Origin of the sequence: Pseudomonas sp. zfem005, assembly GCF_032621735.1 — a bacterium.
In the GTDB taxonomy this organism is placed as follows: Bacteria; Pseudomonadota; Gammaproteobacteria; order Pseudomonadales; family Pseudomonadaceae; genus Metapseudomonas; species Metapseudomonas solani.
Genome location: NZ_JAVYJE010000014.1, coordinates 173,713 through 193,869, shown reverse-complemented (window position 1 = coordinate 193,869; position 20,157 = coordinate 173,713). Strand labels below are relative to the sequence as shown.

Sequence of the window (20,157 nt, the reverse complement as noted above, 5' to 3'; positions counted from 1 at the left end):
GAGGTGAGCTTGGGAGCGAATTCATTCGCGAAAGCGGCCCGCAGAGTGAGGGAACCCCGGCGAAGCCGGGGCCGGATGATGGGGCAAGCCCTTGGCAAGCCCTTTTGGTTTCTTTTGGGGCGACTGCCAAAAGAGACTCGCCCGGGAGGGCGAAACCAGAAACATCACCAGAGCTCGGCAATCAGTTGGGCTCAAATCCTCTAGCAACACTTAACGCAGACAGAGCCAATTCATTCGCGATGGAGTGTGCGGCCAGCTCGTGACCCAGTGGCTGCTGCAGGTCTTTCGCGGCTGAAGCCGCTCCCACGCGTGCCGCCCTAGCCGTTCACCACGATGCCGCCGTTCACGTGCAGCACTTGGCCGCTGACATAGGCGGAATCGGCACTGGCGAGGTAGACGTAGGCCGGGGCCACGTCCGCCGGCTGGCCGGGGTGGCCTAGGGGTGTTTCGGCGCCGAAGTGGCTGACCTTCTCGGCATCGAAGGTGGACGGGATCAGCGGCGTCCAGATCGGCCCCGGGGCCACGGCGTTGACGCGGATGGCGCGCTTGGCCAGGTTCAGCGCCAGGGAGCGGGTGAAGGACGTGATCGCGCCCTTGGTGGAGGAATAGTCCAGCAGCGTCGGGTTGCCCTTGTAGGCGGTCACCGAGCTGGTGTTGATGATGCTGGCCCCCGGGCGCAGGTGCGGCAGCGCGGCCTTGGTCAGCTGGAACATGGCGAAGATGTTGGTGCGGAAGGTCTGCTCCCACTGCTCTTCGGAGATGTCCTCCAGGCGTTGCTGGGGATGCTGCTCACCGGCGTTGTTCACCAGCACGTCCACCCTGCCCCACTTCTCGATCACCGCCTCGATGACCCGGCGGCAGAACTCGCCATCGGCCGCATCACCGGCGAACAGCAGCGCCTCGCCCCCCGCCGCCTGCACCTCCAGGCGCGTGCGCTCGGCATCCTCCACCTCGTTCAGATAAAGCACCGCCACGTTGGCACCCTCGCGGGCGTAATGCACCGCAACGGCACGGCCGATGCCACTGTCGGCCCCAGTGACGATGGCGGTCATGCCGTCGAGCTTGCCGGCGGCCTGGTAGTACTCGCCGATGGTCAGCGGCTGCGGGCGCATCTCGGTCTCCTGGCCCGGTTGCTGATCCTGGTGCTGGGGCGGAAGGGTCTGTTCGTCGCTCATGGTCGTCTCCCGTATCAGTGCCTGTTACTCAACAGGACTGGCCCTGGCCCGGCCGGTTCAGGGAAATTCACCCAGCGGCCTCAGTCCTCCGGCACCGCTTCCAGGCGCTCCCACATGGCACGGGTGATGCGCTGGCGGGCGACGTAGTCGTGCCAGGGGTCTCGATCCAGGCCATCCAGGCGCTGGCGCAGGTTGCCCAGGGTCCATTGCGCCGAGCCCTTGAGCCGCTCCAGCTCATCGCGCTCGATGGGCACCGACACCGGTAGCCCCGGCCGAGCCCGCACCGAGTAGGCGCACACGGTGCTGGCGCCACGCTGGTTGCGCAGGTAGTCGACGAAGATGCGCCCGATGCGGTTCTTCGGCCCCATCTTGTCGACGAAACGCTCCGGCAACTGGCGGGCGAGGAAACTGGCGATGGCCTTGCCGAACCCCTTCACCTCGTCCCAATCGGCATGGCGCGCCAGCGGGACGACCAGGTGCATGCCCTTGCCGCCGCTGGTTTTCAGCCAGGCCTGCAGGCCCAGTTCATCGAGCACCGAAAGGGTCAGGCGGGTGGCCTCCTGCATGGTCTTCCAGGGCAGCTTGGGGTCCGGGTCGAGATCGAGGATCAGGCGGTCCGGCCGTTCGATGCGGTCGCTGGTGGCGCCCCAGGTGTGCAGTTCGATGGCGCCCATTTGCACCGCGCCCACCAGGGCCTCCAGCGTGTCGATCTCCATCAGCCGCGCGTGCCCGGGGTCCAGCGACGGGTCGAGGTGACGGATATTGGGAATCGCCAGGCGTTCGGCATGCTTCTGGAAGAACAGCTCGCCACCGACGCCCTCCGGCGCCCGCAGCAGGGATACCGGGCGCCCCTTCAGGTGCGGCAGCACCCACTCGGCCACGTCTGCGTAGTAGCGCGCCAGTTCCAGTTTCTGGGTGCCGCTCTGGTCGTCGATGACCCGCTGCGGATGGCTGATGGACACCTTGGCCAGGGTCTGGCGGCCACCCTCCCCGGCTTGCCCGGCCGTCTCGGCGGCCGCCGCGGGTGCCTTTCTCAGGCTGGAGGCGCTGCGCGGCTGCTCGCGGATGATCTGCTCCGCCGGCTTGTCGCTGCGCAGGGCGATGAACGCCGCCTGGCGCACGATGGCGTCACCGGTCCACTCGGCGAACTCCACCTCGGCCACCAGTTGCGGCTCCACCCAGTGCACACCCCGGCGCTGGCTGGCGGTCAGGGCCTTGGTCAGCGGGCTGTCCTTGCGGGCGATGGCCTGCAGGCGGCCGAGAATGTCGGCCAGCCGCGCCTCATCGAAACCGGTGCCCACCCGGCCGGCGTAGCGCAGCTCCGCCCCGCCCGGCTCGTCGTGCACCGCCAGCAACAAGGCGCCGAAACCGCTGCGGCTGCCCTTGGGCGCGGTGTAGCCGACGATGACGAACTCCTGGCGCCGGCGGCACTTGAGCTTGATCCAGTCCGGGCTGCGGGCCGAGCGGTAGGGGCTGCCCGCGCGCTTGCCGATCACCCCTTCCAGGGACATAGAACAGGCGCTTTCCAGGATCGATTCGTGGCTGGCGGCAAAATCCTGGGAGAAGCGCAGCAGGCTGCGCTTGTGGCCCTTGAGCACCCGCTCCAGGGCGGCGCGGCGGTCCTCCAGCGGCTGCTGGCGCAGGTCGCGGCCATCGAGGTACGGGGCGTCGAACAGGTAATAGAGGATGCTGTGGCTGCGGCCGATCTCGAAGGCGTTCTGCAGGCCCTGGAAGCTCGGCAGGCCGTCGTCGTCGAGCACCACCACCTCGCCGTCCAGCCAGCTGTCGCCCAGGTCCAGCGTCGCCAGGTCGCGGGCCTGCAGCGGCAGGCGTGCGGTCCAGTCGTTGCCGTTGCGGGTGTAGAGGCGCACCTCGCCGTCGCGGATGCGGGCGAGGATGCGGTAGCCGTCGAACTTGATCTCGTAGCGCCAGTCGCCCGAGGGTGGCGCATCCACCAGGGTCGCCAGCTGCGGCGCCAGGGTGTCGGGCATGCCCGGTTCGGCGCCCTTGCGCGCCTTGGCCGCCTTGCCAGCCCCCCTGGAAGCGCGCGGACGAGCGGCCGGTGCATCGCTGCCCACATCGGCGCCACTGATCACGCTGGCCGGTTCGGCGGAGACGATGTCGTACTCGTCCGCCGGGCGCGCCACCTCGTCGTCCTGCTTGATCAGCAGCCACTGTTCCTTGTCGCCACTGCCTCGCAGGCGGGTACGCACCAGGCTCCAGTCGCCGCTGAGCTTCTCGCCCACCAGGGTGAAGGTCAGCTTGCCGGCCGCATAGGCGGCGCGCGGGTCGCCATGGGGCTGCCAGATGCCGCGATCCCAGACGATCACATCGCCTGCGCCGTATTGCCCGGCCGGGATGCTGCCCTCGAACTCGGCGTAGCCCAACGGGTGGTCTTCCACATGCACGGCCAGGCGCTTGTCCTTGGGGTCCAGGCTCGGTCCCTTGGGCACCGCCCAGCTCTTCAGGGTGCCGTCCAGTTCGAGGCGGAAGTCGTAATGCAGGTGGCGGGCGTCGTGCTTCTGGATGACGAAACTGAGCGCACCGGCCTTGGTGCGGCCGGTGGGCCGTGCGGCTTCCCGGGGCTCGGAGGTGACGTCGAAATTGCGCTTGCGGTTGTATTCGCTGGAACGGCGGGCCATGGCGGGTCACCTCGGCGTGGTGCGGAATCAGCCAGCCTTGGCCTTGCTCCGTGAGGGTTTGGCGCTGCTCTTGCGCGCCGGTTTGGCGGCCGCCTTCGCCGGCTTGGCCTTGCTGGCGGGCTTGCCGCCGAGGCTGCGCTTGAGCAGGTCGGTGAGGTCGATGACATCCGCGCTGCGCCGCTCTTCCTCGCCCGCTGGCGACTCCACCGCCTCGATGCGGCCCTGGCTGGCCTTGCGCTCCACCAGTTCCATGATGCGGTCGGTGAAGCTGTCGACGTACTCGTCAGGCTGCCAGTCGGCGCTCATGTCCTTGATCAGCCGTTTGGCCATGTCCAGCTCGGCCTTGGCCAGCTTGGCATCGGTCACCGCGCTGCCCAGTTCCAGGCTGTCCAGCCCGCGGACCTCGGCGGGCCAGCGCAGCATCACCAGCACCAGCGCGGACTCCAGCGGCATCAGCGCCGCCAGGTGCTGGCGGGTGTGCAGCACCACATTGGCCAGGGCCACCTTCGCGGTGCCTGAGAGCGCCTCGCGCAACAAGGCATAGACCTTCTCGCCACGTTTGACCGGTGCCAGGTAATAGGGGGTATCGATGTTCTGCAGGGGGATGGCAGCGCTGTCGACGAAGGCGAAGATATCGATGGTCTGGGTCGCCTCGGGGTGGGCAGCGCGGATTTCCTCCTCGCTGATCACCACGTAGCGGCCCTTCTCCAGCTCCACGCCCTTGACGATGTCGTCCTTGGTCACTTCCTTGCCGGTGCGCTTGTTGACCCGCTTGTAGCCCACCGGGTCCATGTTGCGCTTGTCCAGCCAGTCGAAGTCCACGCCCTGGGACGAGGTGGCCGAAACCAGGCCCACCGGGATGTGCACCAGGCCGAAGCTGATAGCGCCCTTCCAGATCGCACGCGCCATGGGTCACCTCTCGGGCGGGCCTAGAGCGCCACGCCGTCGCTGTAGATCACGCTGCCTTCCACGGTGATGTCGCGGATCTCGCGCAGCATGTTGTCGGCGGCGGTCTCCGCCTCGTTCTCGCACACACAGCCCGGCGTCAGCACCCAGAGCACGCGCACGCCGGCGCCTTCGCGCTTGGGCTGGTACTCGATGAGGCCGACGTAGTTCTGCCCTTCCCTCATGGCATCGGTCCATGCGGTGCAGTGTTTGAAGTCTCTGAACATGGCGAAAAGCTCCTTGTTGCTGACTGCCACACAAGGTTCTGAGTCGCGTCGGCGGAAAAGAGTTTCGCCTATCGCTTGTCGAGCTTTTCCAGGCGGGACACCAGGTGCGGCACCAGATTGAGGATCACCAGCGCCACCAGGGTCGCGAGAACCGCCGTGGCTTCGCGGCCGAGGCCGACGGTGACGCCGATGGCGGTGGTCAGCCAGAGGCCGGCGGCGGTGGTCAGGCCTTTCACCTCGGCCACGCTGTCGCGCTTGAGGATGGTGCCGGCGCAGAGAAAGCCGATGCCCGCGACTATGCCCTGGATCACCCGGCTCATCGCATCGTGTTCGGCGCCGGCCATTTGCGGCACCAGGACGAAGAGCGCGGCGCCCAGGGCCACCAGCATGTGGGTGCGGATACCGGCCGCCTTGCCGTGCTGCTCGCGCTCGAAGCCGAGCAGGCCGCCGAGCAACGCGGCCAGCAGCACGCGCAAGGTCACCCGGGTCGCCTGGGTGGGGTCATCAAGGTCGGAAAACTCGCTGGCGAGGGTCGCCAGGACCTGGTCCCACCAGGTCACGATCCACCGCGCTCCAGGGCGCCCGTCAGGGGCAGGTAGCGATAGGCACCGCAGCGGGCGCACACCTGGCAGAGCAGGTCTTCCTTGCCGATGTGCACCGAGGTGCTGGGCGACCAGGAACAACCACCGATCAGACAGAAGAGCGTCATGTCACCTCCACCGGCGGGTGCCGTATGAATACCGGACTCATGTTTTTCGACTGTGGCACTTCGCCAAAGGTTTGCTGTTTTTTGCGCCAGGCCACGGGCAAAGCCGCTCGGAGCGATTCATGAACCCTTTGCGCCGTGCCCCGGGTCTAGATGGCAAGCCCCGCAACACTGCCAAGGAATTTCCATGAAGAACCTCGAATCACCCGCCTACAAGCTGGCCCTGTTCGGCGCCCTCGGCAGCCTGGGCAGCGCCGTGCTGGTGGAGGCCCTGAGCCGGCAATGGGAAGCCACCGCACTGCTCGACGACCTCAACGCCGTCCCCTCGCGCCCCGGCATCCGCACCAAGCCCGGCGACCCCTTCGATGCCCTGGCCGTAAGCCGTGCGGTAGCAGGCATGGACGCCGTGCTGTGCAACCTGTGCAGCCAGCCGCTGCTGGCCAGCGCCCGGCAACCAGCGGTGGGGTTCGAGGTGGAATTCCGCAGCATCACCGCCCTGCTCGACGGCCTGGCACTGGCCAAGGTCAAGCGCCTGCTGGTGATCGGTGACTTCCGTTGGCTGGATGAAACCGCCGGCTACCCGGACGGGCCCGGTGCGCAGTTGCAACAGCGCCTGCTGGACAGCCCCCTGGGCTGGACCCTGGTGGACACGCCGAGCGTGGGAGGCGAGGACCTGTTCGGCCTGGACGACTTCCTCGCCCCCACCCACAGCAACGAGCCCGACGCCCTGACGGCGCTACGCCGCTTCGCCGCCGCCGTGCTCGACGAATGCCAGTTGGCGACCCACCGGCACCAGCGGGTGCGCATCCAGGGCTGATGGGCAAGGCCTGGGCGCCCTCCCTGGCGCCCATTGCGACCTAGGCCGGTACGGCCTTGGCCTTGGGCTCCCGCGCCCAGACCCGGTGCTTGGCGATGGCATCGAACAGCGGCTTGGCGACGTCCTTGGCGGCGGGACCGCTGAGCAGTCCTTCGTCCGCCTCAAGGTGCAGCTGGCTGGCCAGGTCGCCCGCCGCACCGCACAGCGCGATGGCCTTGAGGTGCTTGTAGGCCTCCTGCAGGTAGTGCAGCGCATCGCCATCCCCGCCGAAGGTTTTCGCCGCACTGTCGCCACCGGGCACGAACACCGCATCGAACGCGATGGAGGGCAGCCCGGCGATGGTGGCATCGGGCACCAGTTGCTTGCCCTCGGCGGTGTTCACCGGTGCCGAACTCGGTGCCAGCAGCTTGGCGCTGGCACCGGCCTTCCTCAGCTCGCCCTGGATGAACTCCACATCACTGCCCTGCACGCCATTGGCGATGAGGATGGCCACCTTGCGCGACTTGATATCGCCTGGCAGCAGGTTCATCTGGCTCAGTGCGGGCGAGGCCTTGAGACCGATCTCCGGCACCTGCACCGTGGGCGCCTGGGGCGGTGTGAGGCCGAGGTTCTCGGCCACCTGGCGGGCCAGGTCGAGGTCGATATTGGCGAGGATTTCCTTCACCTGGCGCTCACGGATGTGCACCCGCTCCACCTTGCCCAGCTCGAAGCTGTAGGCCGCCACCACATGGCCTTTCTCCGTCTCGCTGAGGCTGTTGTAGAACAGCCGCGCCTGGGAGAAGTGGTCGGCGAAGGAGTCGGCGCGCTTGCGCAGCTTGGTGCCCGACAGCGGCTCGTGGTAACTGCTGAAGCCACCGTTGCGCGCGGCGGGCGGCGTCTCCTTCGGCCAGCCGCCGTCGATGGAGTTGGGCTCGTAGGCAGCACGCCCCTTGTTCACCGTCTGCCGGTGCTGGGCGTCACGCTGGTTGTTGTGGAACGGGCACAGCGGGCGGTTGATGGGAATCTCGTTGAAGTTCGGCCCACCAAGACGCGAGAGCTGCGTGTCGGTGTAGGAGAACAGCCGCCCCTGCAGCAGCGGATCGTTGCTGAAGTCGATACCGGGCACCAGGTGGCCGGGGTGGAAGGCGGCCTGCTCGGTCTCGGCGAAGAAGTTGTCCGGGTTGCGGTTGAGCACCAGCTTGCCCACCTTGCGCACCGGCACCAGTTCCTCGGGCACCAGCTTGGTGGGGTCGAGCAGGTCGAAGTCGAACTTATGCTCGTCCTCTTCGGGGATCACCTGCAGGCCCAGCTCCCATTCCGGGTAGTCGCCTTTTTCGATGTCTTCCCAGAGGGTGCGGCGCTGGAAGTCCGGGTCCTTGCCGGCGAGCTTCTGCGCCTCGTCCCAGACCAGCGAGTAGACGCCCGACAGGGGCCGCCAGTGGAACTTGACGAAGACGCTGCGGCCCTCGGCGTTGATCAGGCGGAAGGTGTGCACGCCAAAGCCCTGCATGCCCCGGTAGCCCACCGGGATGGCGCGGTCGGACATGGTCCAGAGCACCATGTGCGCCGACTCGGGCACCAGGGAGACGAAGTCCCAGAAGGTGTCGTGGGCCGAGGCACCGGTGGGGATTTCGTTGTGCGGTTCGGGCTTCACCGCGTGCACGAAGTCGGGGAACTTGATGGCGTCCTGGATGAAGAACACCGGCATGTTGTTGCCCACCAGGTCGAAGTTGCCCTCGTCGGTGTAGAACTTCACCGCGAAGCCGCGCACATCGCGCACGGTATCGGCCGAGCCACGCGGGCCCTGCACGGTGGAGAAGCGCACGAACACCGGGGTTTTCTTCGCCGGCTCGTTGAGGAAGTCGGCCTTGGTCAGCTCGGCCAGCGGCTCGTAGACCTGGAAGTAGCCATGGGCCGCAGCGCCACGGGCATGGACGATGCGCTCGGGAATACGCTCGTGGTCGAAGTGGGTGATCTTCTCCCGCAGGATGAAGTCTTCCAGCAACGAGGGGCCGCGCTCGCCAGCCTTCAGGCTGTTCTGGTTGTCGGCGATGCGCGTGCCGGTGTTGGTGGTCAGGGCCTGGTCGGTAGCGTCTTCGCGAAAGCCCTCCAGTTGGTCGAGCTTGCGGTTGCTGTTTTCACGGTCGGGGGTGTCGGTACCGGCGAGTTGGCTGCCGGTCTTCTTCTGGGTGGGCATCGAATCTTCTCCTGGCTTGGAATCGACGCCCAGGCAGGCGCCGGGCCTGACGACGCATTGCGCGTGCGCAGGTAATCACGGGTGTGGCAGGTGATGCGGCAAGGGTGGGGAGCGACGGCCGCATGCCGCCGCCCCCCGTTAGGCGTCAGTCACTGTTATTGCTGTGGCTGCGCTGTCCTCCCTTGCGGCCGGCTGCGGATGCGCGTGCCGGGTCGTTCCTGAAATTGCCACCACTCACATGTCCGCCCTTCTTACCGGCTTCGGATGCGCGTTGTGGGTCTTCTGCGAAGTTGCCTTTGCCGCCTCGATGTTGAGCCATTGCACAGGTCCTCTCTGGTCGTTGATCTGACGTTGGTGGAGCAGGCGCCAAACCGGCGCCTAGAAGGTCTGAGGGCAGCATTGCGGAGAGGTTCTAACTATTTGCACCCCGTTCGGCGCGGGCTGTGGGGCTGTCGATTGAGTGCGGCTATGGCCACGACTGGGGCGTCGATAGCGAACGCCAATCACAGGGGCCGCCGCCAACTAATTGCCGGGAGGTATTTCACGGCCGCAGGCTGATGTAATCACGGGCAATTCCCGGCCCATACCGTACCTGGGCCGTTGGCCAGTATTTACGCGTGTCGACAGGGGTTTAAGGTGAAAACAGGCAAGACACCGGAGCGGAGTTGCCGCCCCTATCCTGCGACCGGAGGTAGTCACCGTGCCCAGCAGCCAACCCAATGCCCGCGATATCGAAATCCACTTCAACCAGCGTCTGCGGCCCAGCACCCATGGCCACTGCGTGATGGAGGCGGATGGCACACTGACCATTCACCTGCACGATGGCGAACGGCAGCTGACGGTGGTGGGCATTACCCGTGCAACCTATGGCAACCAGGAGGCTCTATTCGAATTGGGGCCCGCGCTGCTGGAAGAGTGGTCGGTCCTGCGTTCGCAACCCGATGGAGCCTTGCCATGAATCCAGCCGCACCCGAGCCGACCTCGCTTCCCTCGCCCAGCAAGACCCATGAGTTTCTCCGCGACGTCGAAACGGCCCTCGCCAGCCAGGCCCTGCCGCTGTTCGAGGAAGCGGCGCGCCACGCCCGCCGGGGCGGCATCGAAGTGACGGTGGAGATGGACAGCAGCGACCCGCTGCACCCGCAGCTGCGCCTGGCCGCCAGCAACCCGGGGACGCGCACCAGCCACTACCGGATCATCGCCGACGCGGCCAACCTGAGCCTGGTGCATGAAGAGTTCTACGCCTTCAACGACGAGACCCGCACCCTGCCCGCGCAGTTGGCTTCGATCAACGAAACGGTGATCGACACCCGCCTCGCCGCCTTCTTCCTCAAGGCCTTCGCCCTGCCCCTGGATTACGTCACCGAACGCCGCAAGGCAGGGTTCTGGTAAGGGGGCGCCCCGCGTTGTCCGTGCCACCGGGACATGACCGGTGTGTAGGGTGGAGGTCGCTTTTCACCTCCACCAGGCGGTGTCGCAGGTGAGCACGATGGTTGAGCGACAGGTAGGTCGGGTGAAACCCGGCGCGCGGTGCCCTCTTGATCGCGAATGAATTCGCTCCTACACAGAGCGGCGGCGCTGCGCGTCGCTTGGCGACTGAAGTCGCCCCTACACAGCACCTGCCAGGGCATGACTGCGGTGCCACCTCGAGCGGCGAATGGTGGACGGGTGGAGCGTCGTCCACCCGCGCGTCAGCCCCCTGCTCTGCTCCGGTCAATCCCGGTTGGTGGGCACCTTCCAGATGTCGGCGGCGTATTCGCCGATGGTGCGGTCCGAGGAGAACCAGCCGGCGCGGGCGGTGTTGAGCACGGCCGATTTCCACCATTGCGCGGGCTTCTGCCAGGCGGCGTCGACGCGGCGCTGGGCGTGCCAGTAGGCGTCGAAATCCGCGCAGACCATGAAGCGGTCGTCCCGCACCAGGCCCGCCACCAGGGCTTCGTAGCGGTGCGGGTCATCCGGCGAGAACACCCCACGGCGCACCGCCTCCAGCGCCCCGCTAAGGCGCTCGGAGCCGGCGATCACCGCGCTCATGTCCAGCTCGCCGGCACGCTTGCGCTGCTCCACCTGGCCGGCGGTCATGCCGAAGATGAACATGTGCTCGGCGCCGATCAGCTGGCTCATCTCCACGTTGGCGCCGTCCAAGGTGCCGATGGTCAGCGCGCCGTTGAGGGCGAACTTCATGTTGCTGGTGCCGGAGGCTTCCAGCCCGGCGGTGGAGATCTGTTCGGACAGGTCGGCCGCAGGGATGATCACCTCCGCCAGGCTGACGTTGTAGTTGGGGATGAACACCACCTTGAGCAGCCCGCGCACCGTCGGGTCGGCGTTGATGGTGCGGGCGATGTCGTTGGCCAGCTTGATGATCAGCTTGGCCTGGTGATAGCTGGCCGCCGCCTTGCCGGCGAAGATCTTCACCCGTGGCGCCCAGTCGGTGGTCGGCTCGTTGCGGATGGCCTGGTACAGCGCCACGGTGTGCAGCAGGTTGAGCAACTGGCGCTTGTACTCGTGGATGCGCTTGACCTGCACATCGAAGATCGCCTCGGTGTCCAGGTGAATGCCCAGGCGCTCGTGCACCAGCCGCGCCAGGGCCGCCTTGTTCTGCTGGCGGTGGGCGGCGAACTGCTTGCGGAAGCCGGCCTTGTCGGCATGGGGCTCGAGGTTGCGCAGCAGCTCCTCGGGGGCGTCCAGCAGGTTTTCGCCGAGGGCGTCCACCAGGGACCCGGTGAGCAGCGGGTTCACCTGGTACAGCCAGCGGCGGAAGGTCACGCCGTTGGTCTTGTTGCCGATGCGCTGCGGGTAGAGCCGGTGCAGGTCGCGGAACACGGTTTCCCGCATCAGGTCGGTGTGCAGCGCCGAAACGCCATTGATGCTGTGGGAGCCGAGGAACGCCAGGTTGCCCATGCGCACCCGGCGCCCGTGGTCTTCCTCGATCAGCGACACCGAGCGCAGCAGGGCGAAGTCGTGGATGTCCTGCGCGCGCAGGGAATCGATGTGGTAGGCGTTGATCAGGTAGATGATCTGCATGTGCCGGGGCAGCAGGCGCTCCATCAGCGACACCGGCCAGGATTCCAGCGCCTCCGGCAGCAAGGTGTGGTTGGTGTAGGACAGCGTCGCCACGGTCATTTCCCAGGCCGCGTACCACTCGATCTGGTAGACATCCACCAATTGGCGCATCAGCTCGGCCACGGCGATGGCCGGGTGGGTGTCGTTGAGCTGGATCGCCGCCTTCTCCGGCAACGAGCGGATGTCGCCGTGGCTGGTCATGTGGCGGTGCAGCAGGTCCTGCAGCGAGGCGGAAACGAAGAAGTATTCCTGACGCAGGCGCAGCTCCTGCCCGGCCTCGGTGCTGTCGGCCGGGTACAGCACCCGCGAGATGCTCTCGGCGCGCACCACATCGGCCACCGCGCCGAAGTGGTCGCCGGCGTTGAAGCGTTCCAGCTGCAGGTCTTCGATGGCCCGTGCGCGCCACAGACGCAGGGTGTTGACGCTGGCACCGCGCCAGCCCACCACCGGGGTGTCATAAGCGATGGCGCGCAGGGTTTCGTTGGGCTGCCAGACCTGCCGTGGCACCTCGCCCTCGCCATCTTCGGTGAGCACACTGCCACCGAAGCCGATGTTGTAGCTGACCTCGGGCCGCTCGAACTCCCAGGGGTTGCCGAAATCCAGCCAGGTTTCGGTGTGCTCCTGCTGCCAGCCATCACTGACCACCTGCCGGAACAGGCCGTGCTCGTAGCGGATGCCGTAGCCGTGGGCGGCGAGCCCGAGGGTCGCCATGCTCTCCATGAAGCAGGCCGCCAGGCGCCCCAGGCCACCGTTGCCCAGGGCCGCGTCGGGCTCCACCTGGCGGATGGTGTCCAGGTCCACGTCCAGCTCGGCGAGGGCCGCGCGGGCGGTTTCCAGCAGCCCGAGGTTGCTCAGGCAGTCCACCAGCAGGCGCCCGATGAGGAACTCCAGGGACAGGTAATAGACGCGCTTGTGCTGCTTGCGGTCGACCTGCGCCTCGGCCTCTTCCCAGTTGTCCACCAGGTGGTCACGGGCGGCCAGGGCGACGGCTTCGAACCAGTCGTGGCTGTAAGCGTTGCGTGGGTCCTTGCCGACCGCGTACTTGAGCTTGGCGAGGATGTTCTGCTTGAACGCCTCGACCGGTGTGGGGCCGGCCGGGGTGGCGGCTTTCTCGGTGGACATGTCCTGCTCCTTGGCTGATGAGGCGCGAACCCTCAGTTGAACAGTGCGTCGTTGTGCGCCAGGCGCAGGTGACGCGCGGTGTCGCCCGTGGCAGGCGGCCGGGTCGTGGAGCGCAGCGTCTCCAGGCTGATGCCGCCCATGCGCTGTTGCAGGAAGGCCTTGGTCGCCTCCCAGGCGTCGTCATCACGGATGGGGTCGAGCAGGTCGTGGCCGGCCAGGGTGAGGCCCTTGGCGATCATCACCGGGTCACCGTTCCAGGGGTGATGCGCGGTGCACTCGGCGAGGCCCGCCTGGCACATCAGGTGGAGGTGGTGGCTGACCGACTCCAGTGTGTGCCCGGCGTAGGGCTGGGGGTGGAAGTGCTGGCCGGTTCCGAGTGATTCGATCTCCAGCAGCAAGGCCCTGATCAGGTCCCAGTCTCTTTTCATGTCGCGGTGTCCTTATGCCCTATCGGTGCGCGATTGCATGCGTGCGAGGAGGTGCCGCCCGGCACAGTTCGGCCGAAGCTGCGCAACGTCGTGCGGTGGCGCACCGGAGCCGGTGCGGAGCGCGCTTCCATCCCCTAGGAGGTGAGTCCGCCGGGGAGCGGCGAGAGTTCAACCTAATCGTGCATTTCGCACGTCGCACCGCGACCGCCGGTCATGGCCCGCCGGCAAAAACCTGAACTCTGCTCGCCGAGGCCATTCAGAAAACCTGAGGGCCCCCGGAGCGGCACAGGCCGCACGGGGCGAGTCGAACGCGACGCACGGAGGTTCATATGCCACGCGGAAGCAAAGACAAGTACACCGAAGCCCAGAAGCGCAAGGCCGCCCATATCGAGGAAGGCTACGAGCGCCAGGGCGTGCCCCAGGGCGAAGCCGAGGCCCGCGCCTGGGCCACGGTCAACAAGCAATCCGGCGGCGGCGAGAAGGCCGGCGGCTCGGGCCGCAGCACCTCGCCGGCAAGCAAGGCGGCGGCGCGTCGTTCCTCGGCCCGTCGTGCCGTGGCGACCAAGCACGGCGCCCCACGCCCCGGCACCCGCCTGGAAGACACCAGCAAGGCCGACCTGATGATTCGTGCCCGGGCGCTGAAGATTCCCGGCCGTTCGCGGATGCGCAAGGACGAGCTGGTCAAGGCCCTGAAGAAAGCCGCCTGACCGCCCCCCCTGATCACGCACGACGATCACGCGCGGCCGGCCTTCCCGGTCGCGCCAACCAAGGAGAACCCCATGGCCGAACCGTCCAACATGGAACGCCTGGTCGCCATCGGCGGCGGCATCCTGCTGATCCGCAAGGGCGTCGCCACCCGTGGCCTGCTCGGGCTCGCCGACATCCTGGTCGGCGCCGCCGCCATCTACCGCGGCATCAGCCGTACCCGCCCCCGCGCCAGCGTGCATCAGCTGCACCCCCTGCCAGTGGTGGAGCGGGTGCCGCCGGGCAAGCAGTTGGTCAATCCGGCCAGCCTGGTGAAAACGCCCTTCCAGCAGTAGTCGCACACGGCGCGCCAAGGGTGCGCGAGGAGAACCGTCATGACCCTGAGGATGCCCCTGCTGCTGGCCGCCTGCCTGGCCTCGCCCCTGGCGCTGGCCGATGCCTGCCAGGTGGAGACCCACCCGGTGAGCCGCCAGGTACCCGGCGTCGAAACCGAGACCTGCTACGAGTACTCCGGCATGCCAGCCGGCGCGGTCGACTGGTCCTGCAGCAACGAAAGCAAGGACATGCTGCAGAACGACAAGCGCAAGGTAGCCAGCTGCAAAAGCGGCTGGTTCGGCCGCTGTACGGGCGCCCTCACCCAGGAGGCGCTGGCCAACCCGCAGTCCAGCGGCGAAGAAGGCAGCGACCCGGCCAACATCCCCGCCGACGCCAAGGTGGTCACCTACCACTACACGGCCAAGGACCCGGCGCAGGCGAAGATCGATTGCGAAAGCGGCGGCGGCACCTGGCAGGCCCCCTGATCACCCGTCGCCACGAGGAGCAGCCCCATGCCTGAATCCCCATCACCCCGCGAAGGGGTCGCCCTGCTCGATGTGCGCCACGATGCCCCCGAGCATGAACGCCGCGTGCACCACTGGCTTGGCGAACATATCGCCGCCCTGCTCGACACGCCCTTCCTGGGGGATCGACAGGACAGCGCTGCACGGGCGCGCTACTTCATCCCCAGCGACACCCTGATCGGCCGTGGCCAGGCCCGCGAACTGGGCATCCGTTCGGACGCCGACTTCTTCGGCGGCATGGTCGCCGAGCCCTTCATGGCCACCAAGGCCATCACCCATCCCCTGCCCGGCCCCTCCGCCCATGCGCCGCCGGGCTGGTCGGAAGGCTTCTTCCACCTGGCCGGGCGCGCGGTGCTCAGCGGCTACAGCGCCTTCAACATCGACGACGCCATGCAGGCCGGCATCCGCCTGCTGCTGTCCGGGCCGGTGCGGGTCAAGCCGGTGCGCGCCACGGCCGGGCGCGGCCAGTGCCGGGTGACCGACGAGAACCAGCTGCGCGAGGCCATCGCCGCCCAGGACCTCGACGAAATCGCCACCTGGGGCCTGGTGCTGGAAGAGCACCTGGACGACGTCCTCACCTACAGCGTCGGCCAGGTGCAGGTGGCCGGCATCACCGCCAGCTATTTCGGCACCCAGGGGCTGACCGAGGACAATGGCGGTGTCTCCGTCTACGGCGGCTCGGAACTGCTGGTGGCACGCGGTGGCTGGAAAGACCTGCTGGACCTGGCCGGTGACGAACCGGTGCACCTGGCCATCGAACAGGCGCGGGCCTACGAGCAGGCGGCCCAGGCATGCTTCCCGGGCTTCCTCGCCTCGCGGCGCAACTACGACATCGCCCAGGGCATCAATGCCCGGGGCCAGTTGCGCTCGGGGGTGCTGGAGCAGTCCTGGCGCATCGGCGGGGCCAGCGCGGCGGAAATACTGGCGATCGAAGCCTTCGCCGCCGACCCGCAGCTGACGTGCATCCGCGCGGCGACCGTCGAGCGCTACGGCGCGGGGTTCGAGATACCGGGCGGGGCCACCCTGCTCTACCAGGGCGACGATGCCGAAGTCGGCCCCATCAGCAAATTCGCGAGGGTGGAACCTTATGGCGTCGCGTAGCGAAAGCGTGGATATCCAGGTCGCCAACGAACAGATCGCCGGGACCTTCCTCACCCCCGCCGCCAAGGTGCCGGGCATCCTCTTCGTCCACGGCTGGGGCGGCAGCCAGCAGCGCGACCTGGCGCGGGCCAAGGGCATTGCCGGGCTCGGCTGTGTGTGCCTGACCTTCGACCTGCGCGGCCACGAGAAGACCGAGGTGCAGAAACAGACGGTGACCCGCGCCGACAACCTCGACGACCTGATCGCCGCCTACGACATGCTGGCCAGCCACCCCGCCACCGACACCTCGGCCATCGCCGTGATCGGCAGCAGCTACGGCGGCTACCTGGCGACCATCCTCAGCACCCTGCGCCCTGTGCGCTGGCTGGCCCTGCGGGTGCCCGCGCTGTATTGGGATGATGAGTGGGACACACCCAAGCACGCCCTCGACCGCCAACGCCTGGCGAGCTACCGGCTGACCGCCGTGCGCCCGAGCGAGAACCGCGCCATGGCGGCCTGCGCCGCCTTCGAGGGGGATGTGCTGATCGTCGAATCCGAGCACGATGACTTCGTACCGCACCCGACCATCATGAGTTACCGCGCCGCCTTCGAGCGCGCCCATTCGCTGACCCACCGCATCCTCGACGGTGCCGACCACGCGCTGAGCGGCGACCGCAGCCAGAAGGCCTACACCGGCCTGCTGACCGACTGGATCAGCGAGATGGTGATCGGCGAGCGGGTGGGCAACTTTCCCCACCATTCGGCCTTCTACTCCTGAGCCCCCGGTCGCCCGGCCTGAACCTTTACGGGCGCAGGCGCTTCTACCCAACAGGCCCAGCCACGCGAGGAGAACGACATGTCCGTGAACATCGATCTGGAAGGCGGCACCTGCGCCATCGAACTGAACGGCAACCACAGCGAAATGCCGATCCGCGACATCGTCATCGCCACCGATGACGGCCTGCGCGCCTCGGTGATCCGCAGCCCGGCGGGCGACGCGCTGATCAGCGAAGACGAAGCCCAGGTGCTGGTGGGGGCTGGCGCCAAGGATGATCGACACAACGTCATCGCTGATTGAGTTTGCCGCCGTGTTGCCCAGAGGGGTGGAGGGGCTGAGGGCCCAGGCGCTCCCGAGCAAAGACACCCTGCACGGGCACAGGAAATGCCCCGAGGGAAAAGAGAAAGGCCGCTGATTCCTTCCGGCGGCCGACGTAAAAAGGGGGCAGGCCCACCCGTGGTGAGGACACGAGCCCGGACCCGCCCCAACTTCCCCACCTGTTCTGATCGGCCCGATGCCCCGGGAACCGGGTGACGATCGAGAGCACAGATGGGGAATTTCCAGTCTTTGCAGGCAATTGAGAAACTGACTGCGTTTTCAGCGGCCTGTTAGAACATGTAGGTAGCCGAGACGCTGAAGATCTGCCCCTTGGATTCCACCTTGCCATCGACGCTGCCGCCGCCCAGACGCGGTTGGTTCTGGGTGCGCAGGCGACCTTCATCGACGAACTGGCGGGAATAGGCCACATCCACGCTCAGGTTCGGGTCGGAGGCGAAGCGGTAGCTGCCACCCAGGGAGACGAAGGTACGGTCACCGTCGGGGATGCGCGCATCGCGGGTGGAGTTGCGGGTCGGCGTCTGGTCCAGCGCCACGCCCGCGCGCAGGGTCAGCTGGTCGTTGAGACGGTAGTCACCGCCCACCGAGTACATCCAGGTGTCCTTGTAGTTGTAGGGAATGTCGACGATCAGGTTGCCGTGGGACTCCAGCTTCAGGGACTGGAAGGACGACCACTCGGTCCAGGTCACGCTGGCGCCCAGGCTAAAGCTGTCGTTGAAATCGTGCACCCAGTCGAAGGTGGCCATGGCCGGGATGTCCATGCGCGATTCGGCGTGGTCACCATTGGGATTCAATATCAGCCCTGCATAGCCCGCTTGTGCCAAAGCATCGGGGTTCATCAATTCGGGCGAGGTGAGGAAGTTCAATCCATTGGCATCCGAGAAATGCCAGTTGTAGTCCCCGTCCAGCTCGTTCTTGATCTTGGCGTGGTACGCCAGGCCCAAGGTGTCCTGGGCGGTTGGCTTCCAGGCAACGCTGGCAAACCAGCCCGGGGATACGTTGTCGACCTTCACACGCATCGTCGCCCTGGTGACACCACTGGGTAAGCCACCTGCGAAAATGGAACCCGGGTTTGCCGCAGCGGCAGCCATGAGGTCCACGTTCTGGCTCACGAAGCCCTGGGTACGCTGAATCACAACCCCACCGCCGACCGCCCACTGATCATCGATCTTGAAGGACAGCGAGCCGGCCAGGGCCGCCGTCTCGATCTTGGTATCCAGGGCGAAGTCTTTGGCTTTGAAGTTCTTGTCCCACGTGCTGCGCATGCCCATGGGGACAACTTGACCAAGGCCAATAGCGAAGCGATCACCGACAGGGATGACCAGGAACTGGGTGGGCAACCACTTGCTGAACCCGCCGTTACCGCCATCACCCAGCTCCCGAGTTTCGGGCCCGTTAACATCGATGAGTTCGCTACGGGGGTTGCCCGCGTAGTCATAGGCCTCCCCTTTGAATTTCATGTCGATATCGGCATAGATCGCCGATACCTGGCCGATGGGGCGCTCGATAAAGGCCATGGCGGCCGGGTTGTTGAAGGCGGCGCTGGGGTCGTTCTTCCACACCGAGCCACCGGCGAAGGCACGGCCCCAGCCGGGCGTGCCATAAGTGGGTACGGCGAAAGCGCCCGCTTCGGCTTGTTGAACACCGATAACGGCACTGAGTACGGCCAAACTCAGCAAACTGCGTTTGCGCGTGAAATTGAAAAGAGAGGGGCGCTTCGAATACGTCTTCATCACAACTCCTTGCTTATTATAATTTTCTGCCTCACGGGGCGCGTCCTGCACAACTAATAGTTCAGAAAATCAAACTTCCTCACTAATGGCTTGAAACCTTTATTACTTGCCCACTGTGCTGAACCCATATCGCGACAGTATTCCAATCACAATGAAAGCGGCCTTCCCACCCTGGGATGGGAAGGCCGTTCACGCTTACGGAACCAGCGTGAATGCCGGGGTCGGATTCACATACAGGCTCTGGATGGTGCAAGAGCCAACCGGCTGGTTCGGGTTCAGGGTGAGCTTGTTGGCAGAGTTGCTCCAGACACCATTCACGGTGACCGGAGAAGAGCTGCAGTTGATGCCAGCCACGGTGAACTTGACACCGCTGACGCTGCCAGCGGTGAGGCTGGAGGCGGTCAGGGTCCAGGGCAGGCCGGCTGCGCTGGCTGCACCGCAGAAGCCGCCGCCGGTGATGTTCACGGCAGTGATGGTGGCTTTATCAGCACCGCCCACGGAGGTGGTGCCGATGAATTCCACGTTGCAGGTCACGGGCGACAGGAAGCCAGGCTTGACCACCGAAACACCCTTGGCGGAGAAGGCGGTGTTGGCCGGGGTGATGGTTACGGCCATGGCCGAGGAAGCGCCCATGCACAGAGCCAGAGCAGCGGTAGCAACGGAGATTTTGGACATTTTCATTGTTTTCGTTCCTTGGTTGAATAAGCAAAACATGGTTTTGTTTTTGGTCACTGGGAATACACCACGAAGACCTTCCTGTTTAACCCATGACCGCTTTTCAAACTTGCCCAGTCACCCGCTGCTTCAAGTTACCGGCGGACGTTATTCCAACTCCGGCTTCAATCGGCGACGCCACACTGTTTCCGGGCAAGTTCCCAGGCCAACTTCCGTTGCGGATACATAACAATCGAAGTGCAGCTATCCAGGCTGCGTCATGTCATCCATCCAACAACGTCCGCATGGCACTGATCGGGCCGGTACTTGCCGAAGCAAGTGCCGGACGAGTTCCTCAACGCTGTTGTTCAGTCACGCTCGTTTCGATGCAGGGCCATGGACACACGACGGCCTGCGAGAGGGTTTCCACCGCTTCCGCCACCAGGGCGAAAAGGACGCATCGGCTCGGGCACCAGGCTCGATACGAGGCGAGGGAGCCGGGCGGCAGATTCCCGGCGAGTGATAGGGGCGTTGCCTGATACAGGCGAAAAATGGAGCATCCGTTGCCACCTCCCTGCTGCGTTCCAATGCGTAGCGATCTTTACCGACTCGCCAGGGGTTGTTACTCATCGGCGTCTTACCTGTGGGACCCGGGCTTGTGCCCTTGTGGGTGACTTCCCAGTGGGTAGCGCCGGGAACGAGATTAGGTTGCTGGACCGCATTTCATACCTAGCAAA

The 20,157-nt window shown here is 66.2% G+C and carries 21 protein-coding genes; 9 read left to right on the top strand and 12 right to left on the bottom strand.

What is annotated here, in order from left to right; genetic code table 11:
• Nucleotides 1–317: 317 nt before the first annotated feature.
• The 6 genes from RTW82_RS27605 to RTW82_RS27580 form a co-directional block, all read right to left on the bottom strand.
• Complete coding sequence (locus RTW82_RS27605) at nucleotides 318–1,175, bottom strand: SDR family oxidoreductase (RefSeq protein WP_316927077.1); 858 nt, start codon at nucleotides 1,173–1,175, stop codon at nucleotides 318–320.
• An 80-nt stretch (nucleotides 1,176–1,255) separates the two neighbouring features.
• Nucleotides 1,256–3,817: a DNA ligase D gene (gene ligD / locus RTW82_RS27600; RefSeq protein ID WP_316927076.1), complete on the bottom strand. Its 2,562-nt coding sequence runs from the start codon at nucleotides 3,815–3,817 to the stop codon at nucleotides 1,256–1,258.
• Between the two features lie 27 nt (nucleotides 3,818–3,844).
• Nucleotides 3,845–4,726 (bottom strand): Ku protein, encoded by an 882-nt coding sequence (locus RTW82_RS27595; protein WP_316927075.1) that lies wholly within the window; start codon nucleotides 4,724–4,726, stop codon nucleotides 3,845–3,847.
• Between the two features lie 20 nt (nucleotides 4,727–4,746).
• Entirely contained in the window at nucleotides 4,747–4,989 is a 243-nt protein-coding gene (locus RTW82_RS27590) for a hypothetical protein (RefSeq protein WP_021220760.1), read from the bottom strand.
• 68 nt (nucleotides 4,990–5,057) lie between these two features.
• A complete protein-coding gene (locus tag RTW82_RS27585; protein WP_184489191.1) occupies nucleotides 5,058–5,552 on the bottom strand; it encodes an MgtC/SapB family protein in 495 nt (164 codons plus the stop codon).
• A complete protein-coding gene (locus RTW82_RS27580; protein WP_021220762.1) occupies nucleotides 5,546–5,698 on the bottom strand; it encodes a PSPA7_2676 family Cys-rich small protein in 153 nt (50 codons plus the stop codon). Before RTW82_RS27580 ends, RTW82_RS27585 begins: the two co-directional genes overlap by 7 nt.
• Nucleotides 5,699–5,882: 184 nt before the next feature.
• Here RTW82_RS27580 and RTW82_RS27575 point away from each other — a divergent pair, with 184 nt between their 5' ends.
• The gene (locus RTW82_RS27575) at nucleotides 5,883–6,512 is read left to right on the top strand and encodes an NAD(P)-dependent oxidoreductase (protein WP_316927074.1); all 630 of its coding nucleotides are present in this window, start codon (nucleotides 5,883–5,885) and stop codon (nucleotides 6,510–6,512) included.
• 40 nt (nucleotides 6,513–6,552) lie between these two features.
• Here the strand turns inward: RTW82_RS27575 and katE are convergent, their stop codons facing one another.
• Entirely contained in the window at nucleotides 6,553–8,688 is a 2,136-nt protein-coding gene (katE, locus tag RTW82_RS27570; RefSeq protein ID WP_316927073.1) for a catalase HPII, read from the bottom strand.
• 145 nt (nucleotides 8,689–8,833) lie between these two features.
• Nucleotides 8,834–9,007, bottom strand: coding sequence for a general stress protein (locus RTW82_RS27565; RefSeq protein WP_081672301.1), 174 nt, complete (start codon nucleotides 9,005–9,007; stop codon nucleotides 8,834–8,836).
• A 381-nt stretch (nucleotides 9,008–9,388) separates the two neighbouring features.
• Here RTW82_RS27565 and RTW82_RS27560 point away from each other — a divergent pair, with 381 nt between their 5' ends.
• Together RTW82_RS27560 and RTW82_RS27555 are read left to right on the top strand one after the other, a co-directional pair.
• Nucleotides 9,389–9,646: a hypothetical protein gene (locus RTW82_RS27560; protein ID WP_316927072.1), complete on the top strand. Its 258-nt coding sequence runs from the start codon at nucleotides 9,389–9,391 to the stop codon at nucleotides 9,644–9,646.
• Complete coding sequence (locus RTW82_RS27555; protein ID WP_316927071.1) at nucleotides 9,643–10,077, top strand: hypothetical protein; 435 nt, start codon at nucleotides 9,643–9,645, stop codon at nucleotides 10,075–10,077. The genes RTW82_RS27560 and RTW82_RS27555 overlap by 4 nt, the downstream gene beginning before the upstream one ends.
• A gap of 321 nt (nucleotides 10,078–10,398) precedes the next feature.
• On the opposite strand, the gene RTW82_RS27550 is transcribed toward RTW82_RS27555, so the two are convergent.
• Both RTW82_RS27550 and RTW82_RS27545 read right to left on the bottom strand, forming a co-directional pair.
• Nucleotides 10,399–12,867, bottom strand: a complete 2,469-nt coding sequence (locus tag RTW82_RS27550; RefSeq protein WP_271661047.1) for a glycogen/starch/alpha-glucan phosphorylase — start codon at nucleotides 12,865–12,867, stop codon at nucleotides 10,399–10,401.
• A 32-nt stretch (nucleotides 12,868–12,899) separates the two neighbouring features.
• Nucleotides 12,900–13,295, bottom strand: a complete 396-nt coding sequence (locus tag RTW82_RS27545; RefSeq protein ID WP_316927070.1) for a DUF2513 domain-containing protein — start codon at nucleotides 13,293–13,295, stop codon at nucleotides 12,900–12,902.
• Between the two features lie 329 nt (nucleotides 13,296–13,624).
• On the opposite strand from RTW82_RS27545, the gene RTW82_RS27540 reads away from it, so the two are divergent.
• From RTW82_RS27540 to RTW82_RS27515, 6 genes are all read left to right on the top strand, one after another.
• Nucleotides 13,625–14,002, top strand: a complete 378-nt coding sequence (locus RTW82_RS27540) for a Rho termination factor N-terminal domain-containing protein (RefSeq protein ID WP_184490209.1) — start codon at nucleotides 13,625–13,627, stop codon at nucleotides 14,000–14,002.
• A 72-nt stretch (nucleotides 14,003–14,074) separates the two neighbouring features.
• Nucleotides 14,075–14,335, top strand: a complete 261-nt coding sequence (locus RTW82_RS27535; protein WP_271661045.1) for a hypothetical protein — start codon at nucleotides 14,075–14,077, stop codon at nucleotides 14,333–14,335.
• Nucleotides 14,336–14,374: 39 nt separating this feature from the next.
• Nucleotides 14,375–14,800 (top strand): hypothetical protein, encoded by a 426-nt coding sequence (locus tag RTW82_RS27530; protein ID WP_316927069.1) that lies wholly within the window; start codon nucleotides 14,375–14,377, stop codon nucleotides 14,798–14,800.
• 27 nt (nucleotides 14,801–14,827) lie between these two features.
• Entirely contained in the window at nucleotides 14,828–15,940 is a 1,113-nt protein-coding gene (locus tag RTW82_RS27525; RefSeq protein WP_316927068.1) for a DUF3182 family protein, read from the top strand.
• The gene (locus RTW82_RS27520; protein WP_316927067.1) at nucleotides 15,927–16,697 is read left to right on the top strand and encodes an alpha/beta hydrolase family protein; all 771 of its coding nucleotides are present in this window, start codon (nucleotides 15,927–15,929) and stop codon (nucleotides 16,695–16,697) included. Before RTW82_RS27525 ends, RTW82_RS27520 begins: the two co-directional genes overlap by 14 nt.
• A gap of 78 nt (nucleotides 16,698–16,775) precedes the next feature.
• Complete coding sequence (locus tag RTW82_RS27515) at nucleotides 16,776–16,997, top strand: DUF3203 family protein (RefSeq protein ID WP_316927066.1); 222 nt, start codon at nucleotides 16,776–16,778, stop codon at nucleotides 16,995–16,997.
• Between the two features lie 308 nt (nucleotides 16,998–17,305).
• Here RTW82_RS27515 and RTW82_RS27510 read toward each other — a convergent pair whose 3' ends face one another.
• Nucleotides 17,306–18,766 (bottom strand): outer membrane protein transport protein, encoded by a 1,461-nt coding sequence (locus RTW82_RS27510; protein ID WP_316927065.1) that lies wholly within the window; start codon nucleotides 18,764–18,766, stop codon nucleotides 17,306–17,308.
• A gap of 195 nt (nucleotides 18,767–18,961) precedes the next feature.
• Nucleotides 18,962–19,498 carry an alkane oxidation protein activator PraA gene (praA, locus tag RTW82_RS27505; protein WP_316927064.1) on the bottom strand — a complete coding sequence of 179 codons (537 nt, stop codon included), beginning with the start codon at nucleotides 19,496–19,498 and terminating at the stop codon, nucleotides 18,962–18,964.
• Between the last annotated feature and the right edge of the window lie 659 nt (nucleotides 19,499–20,157).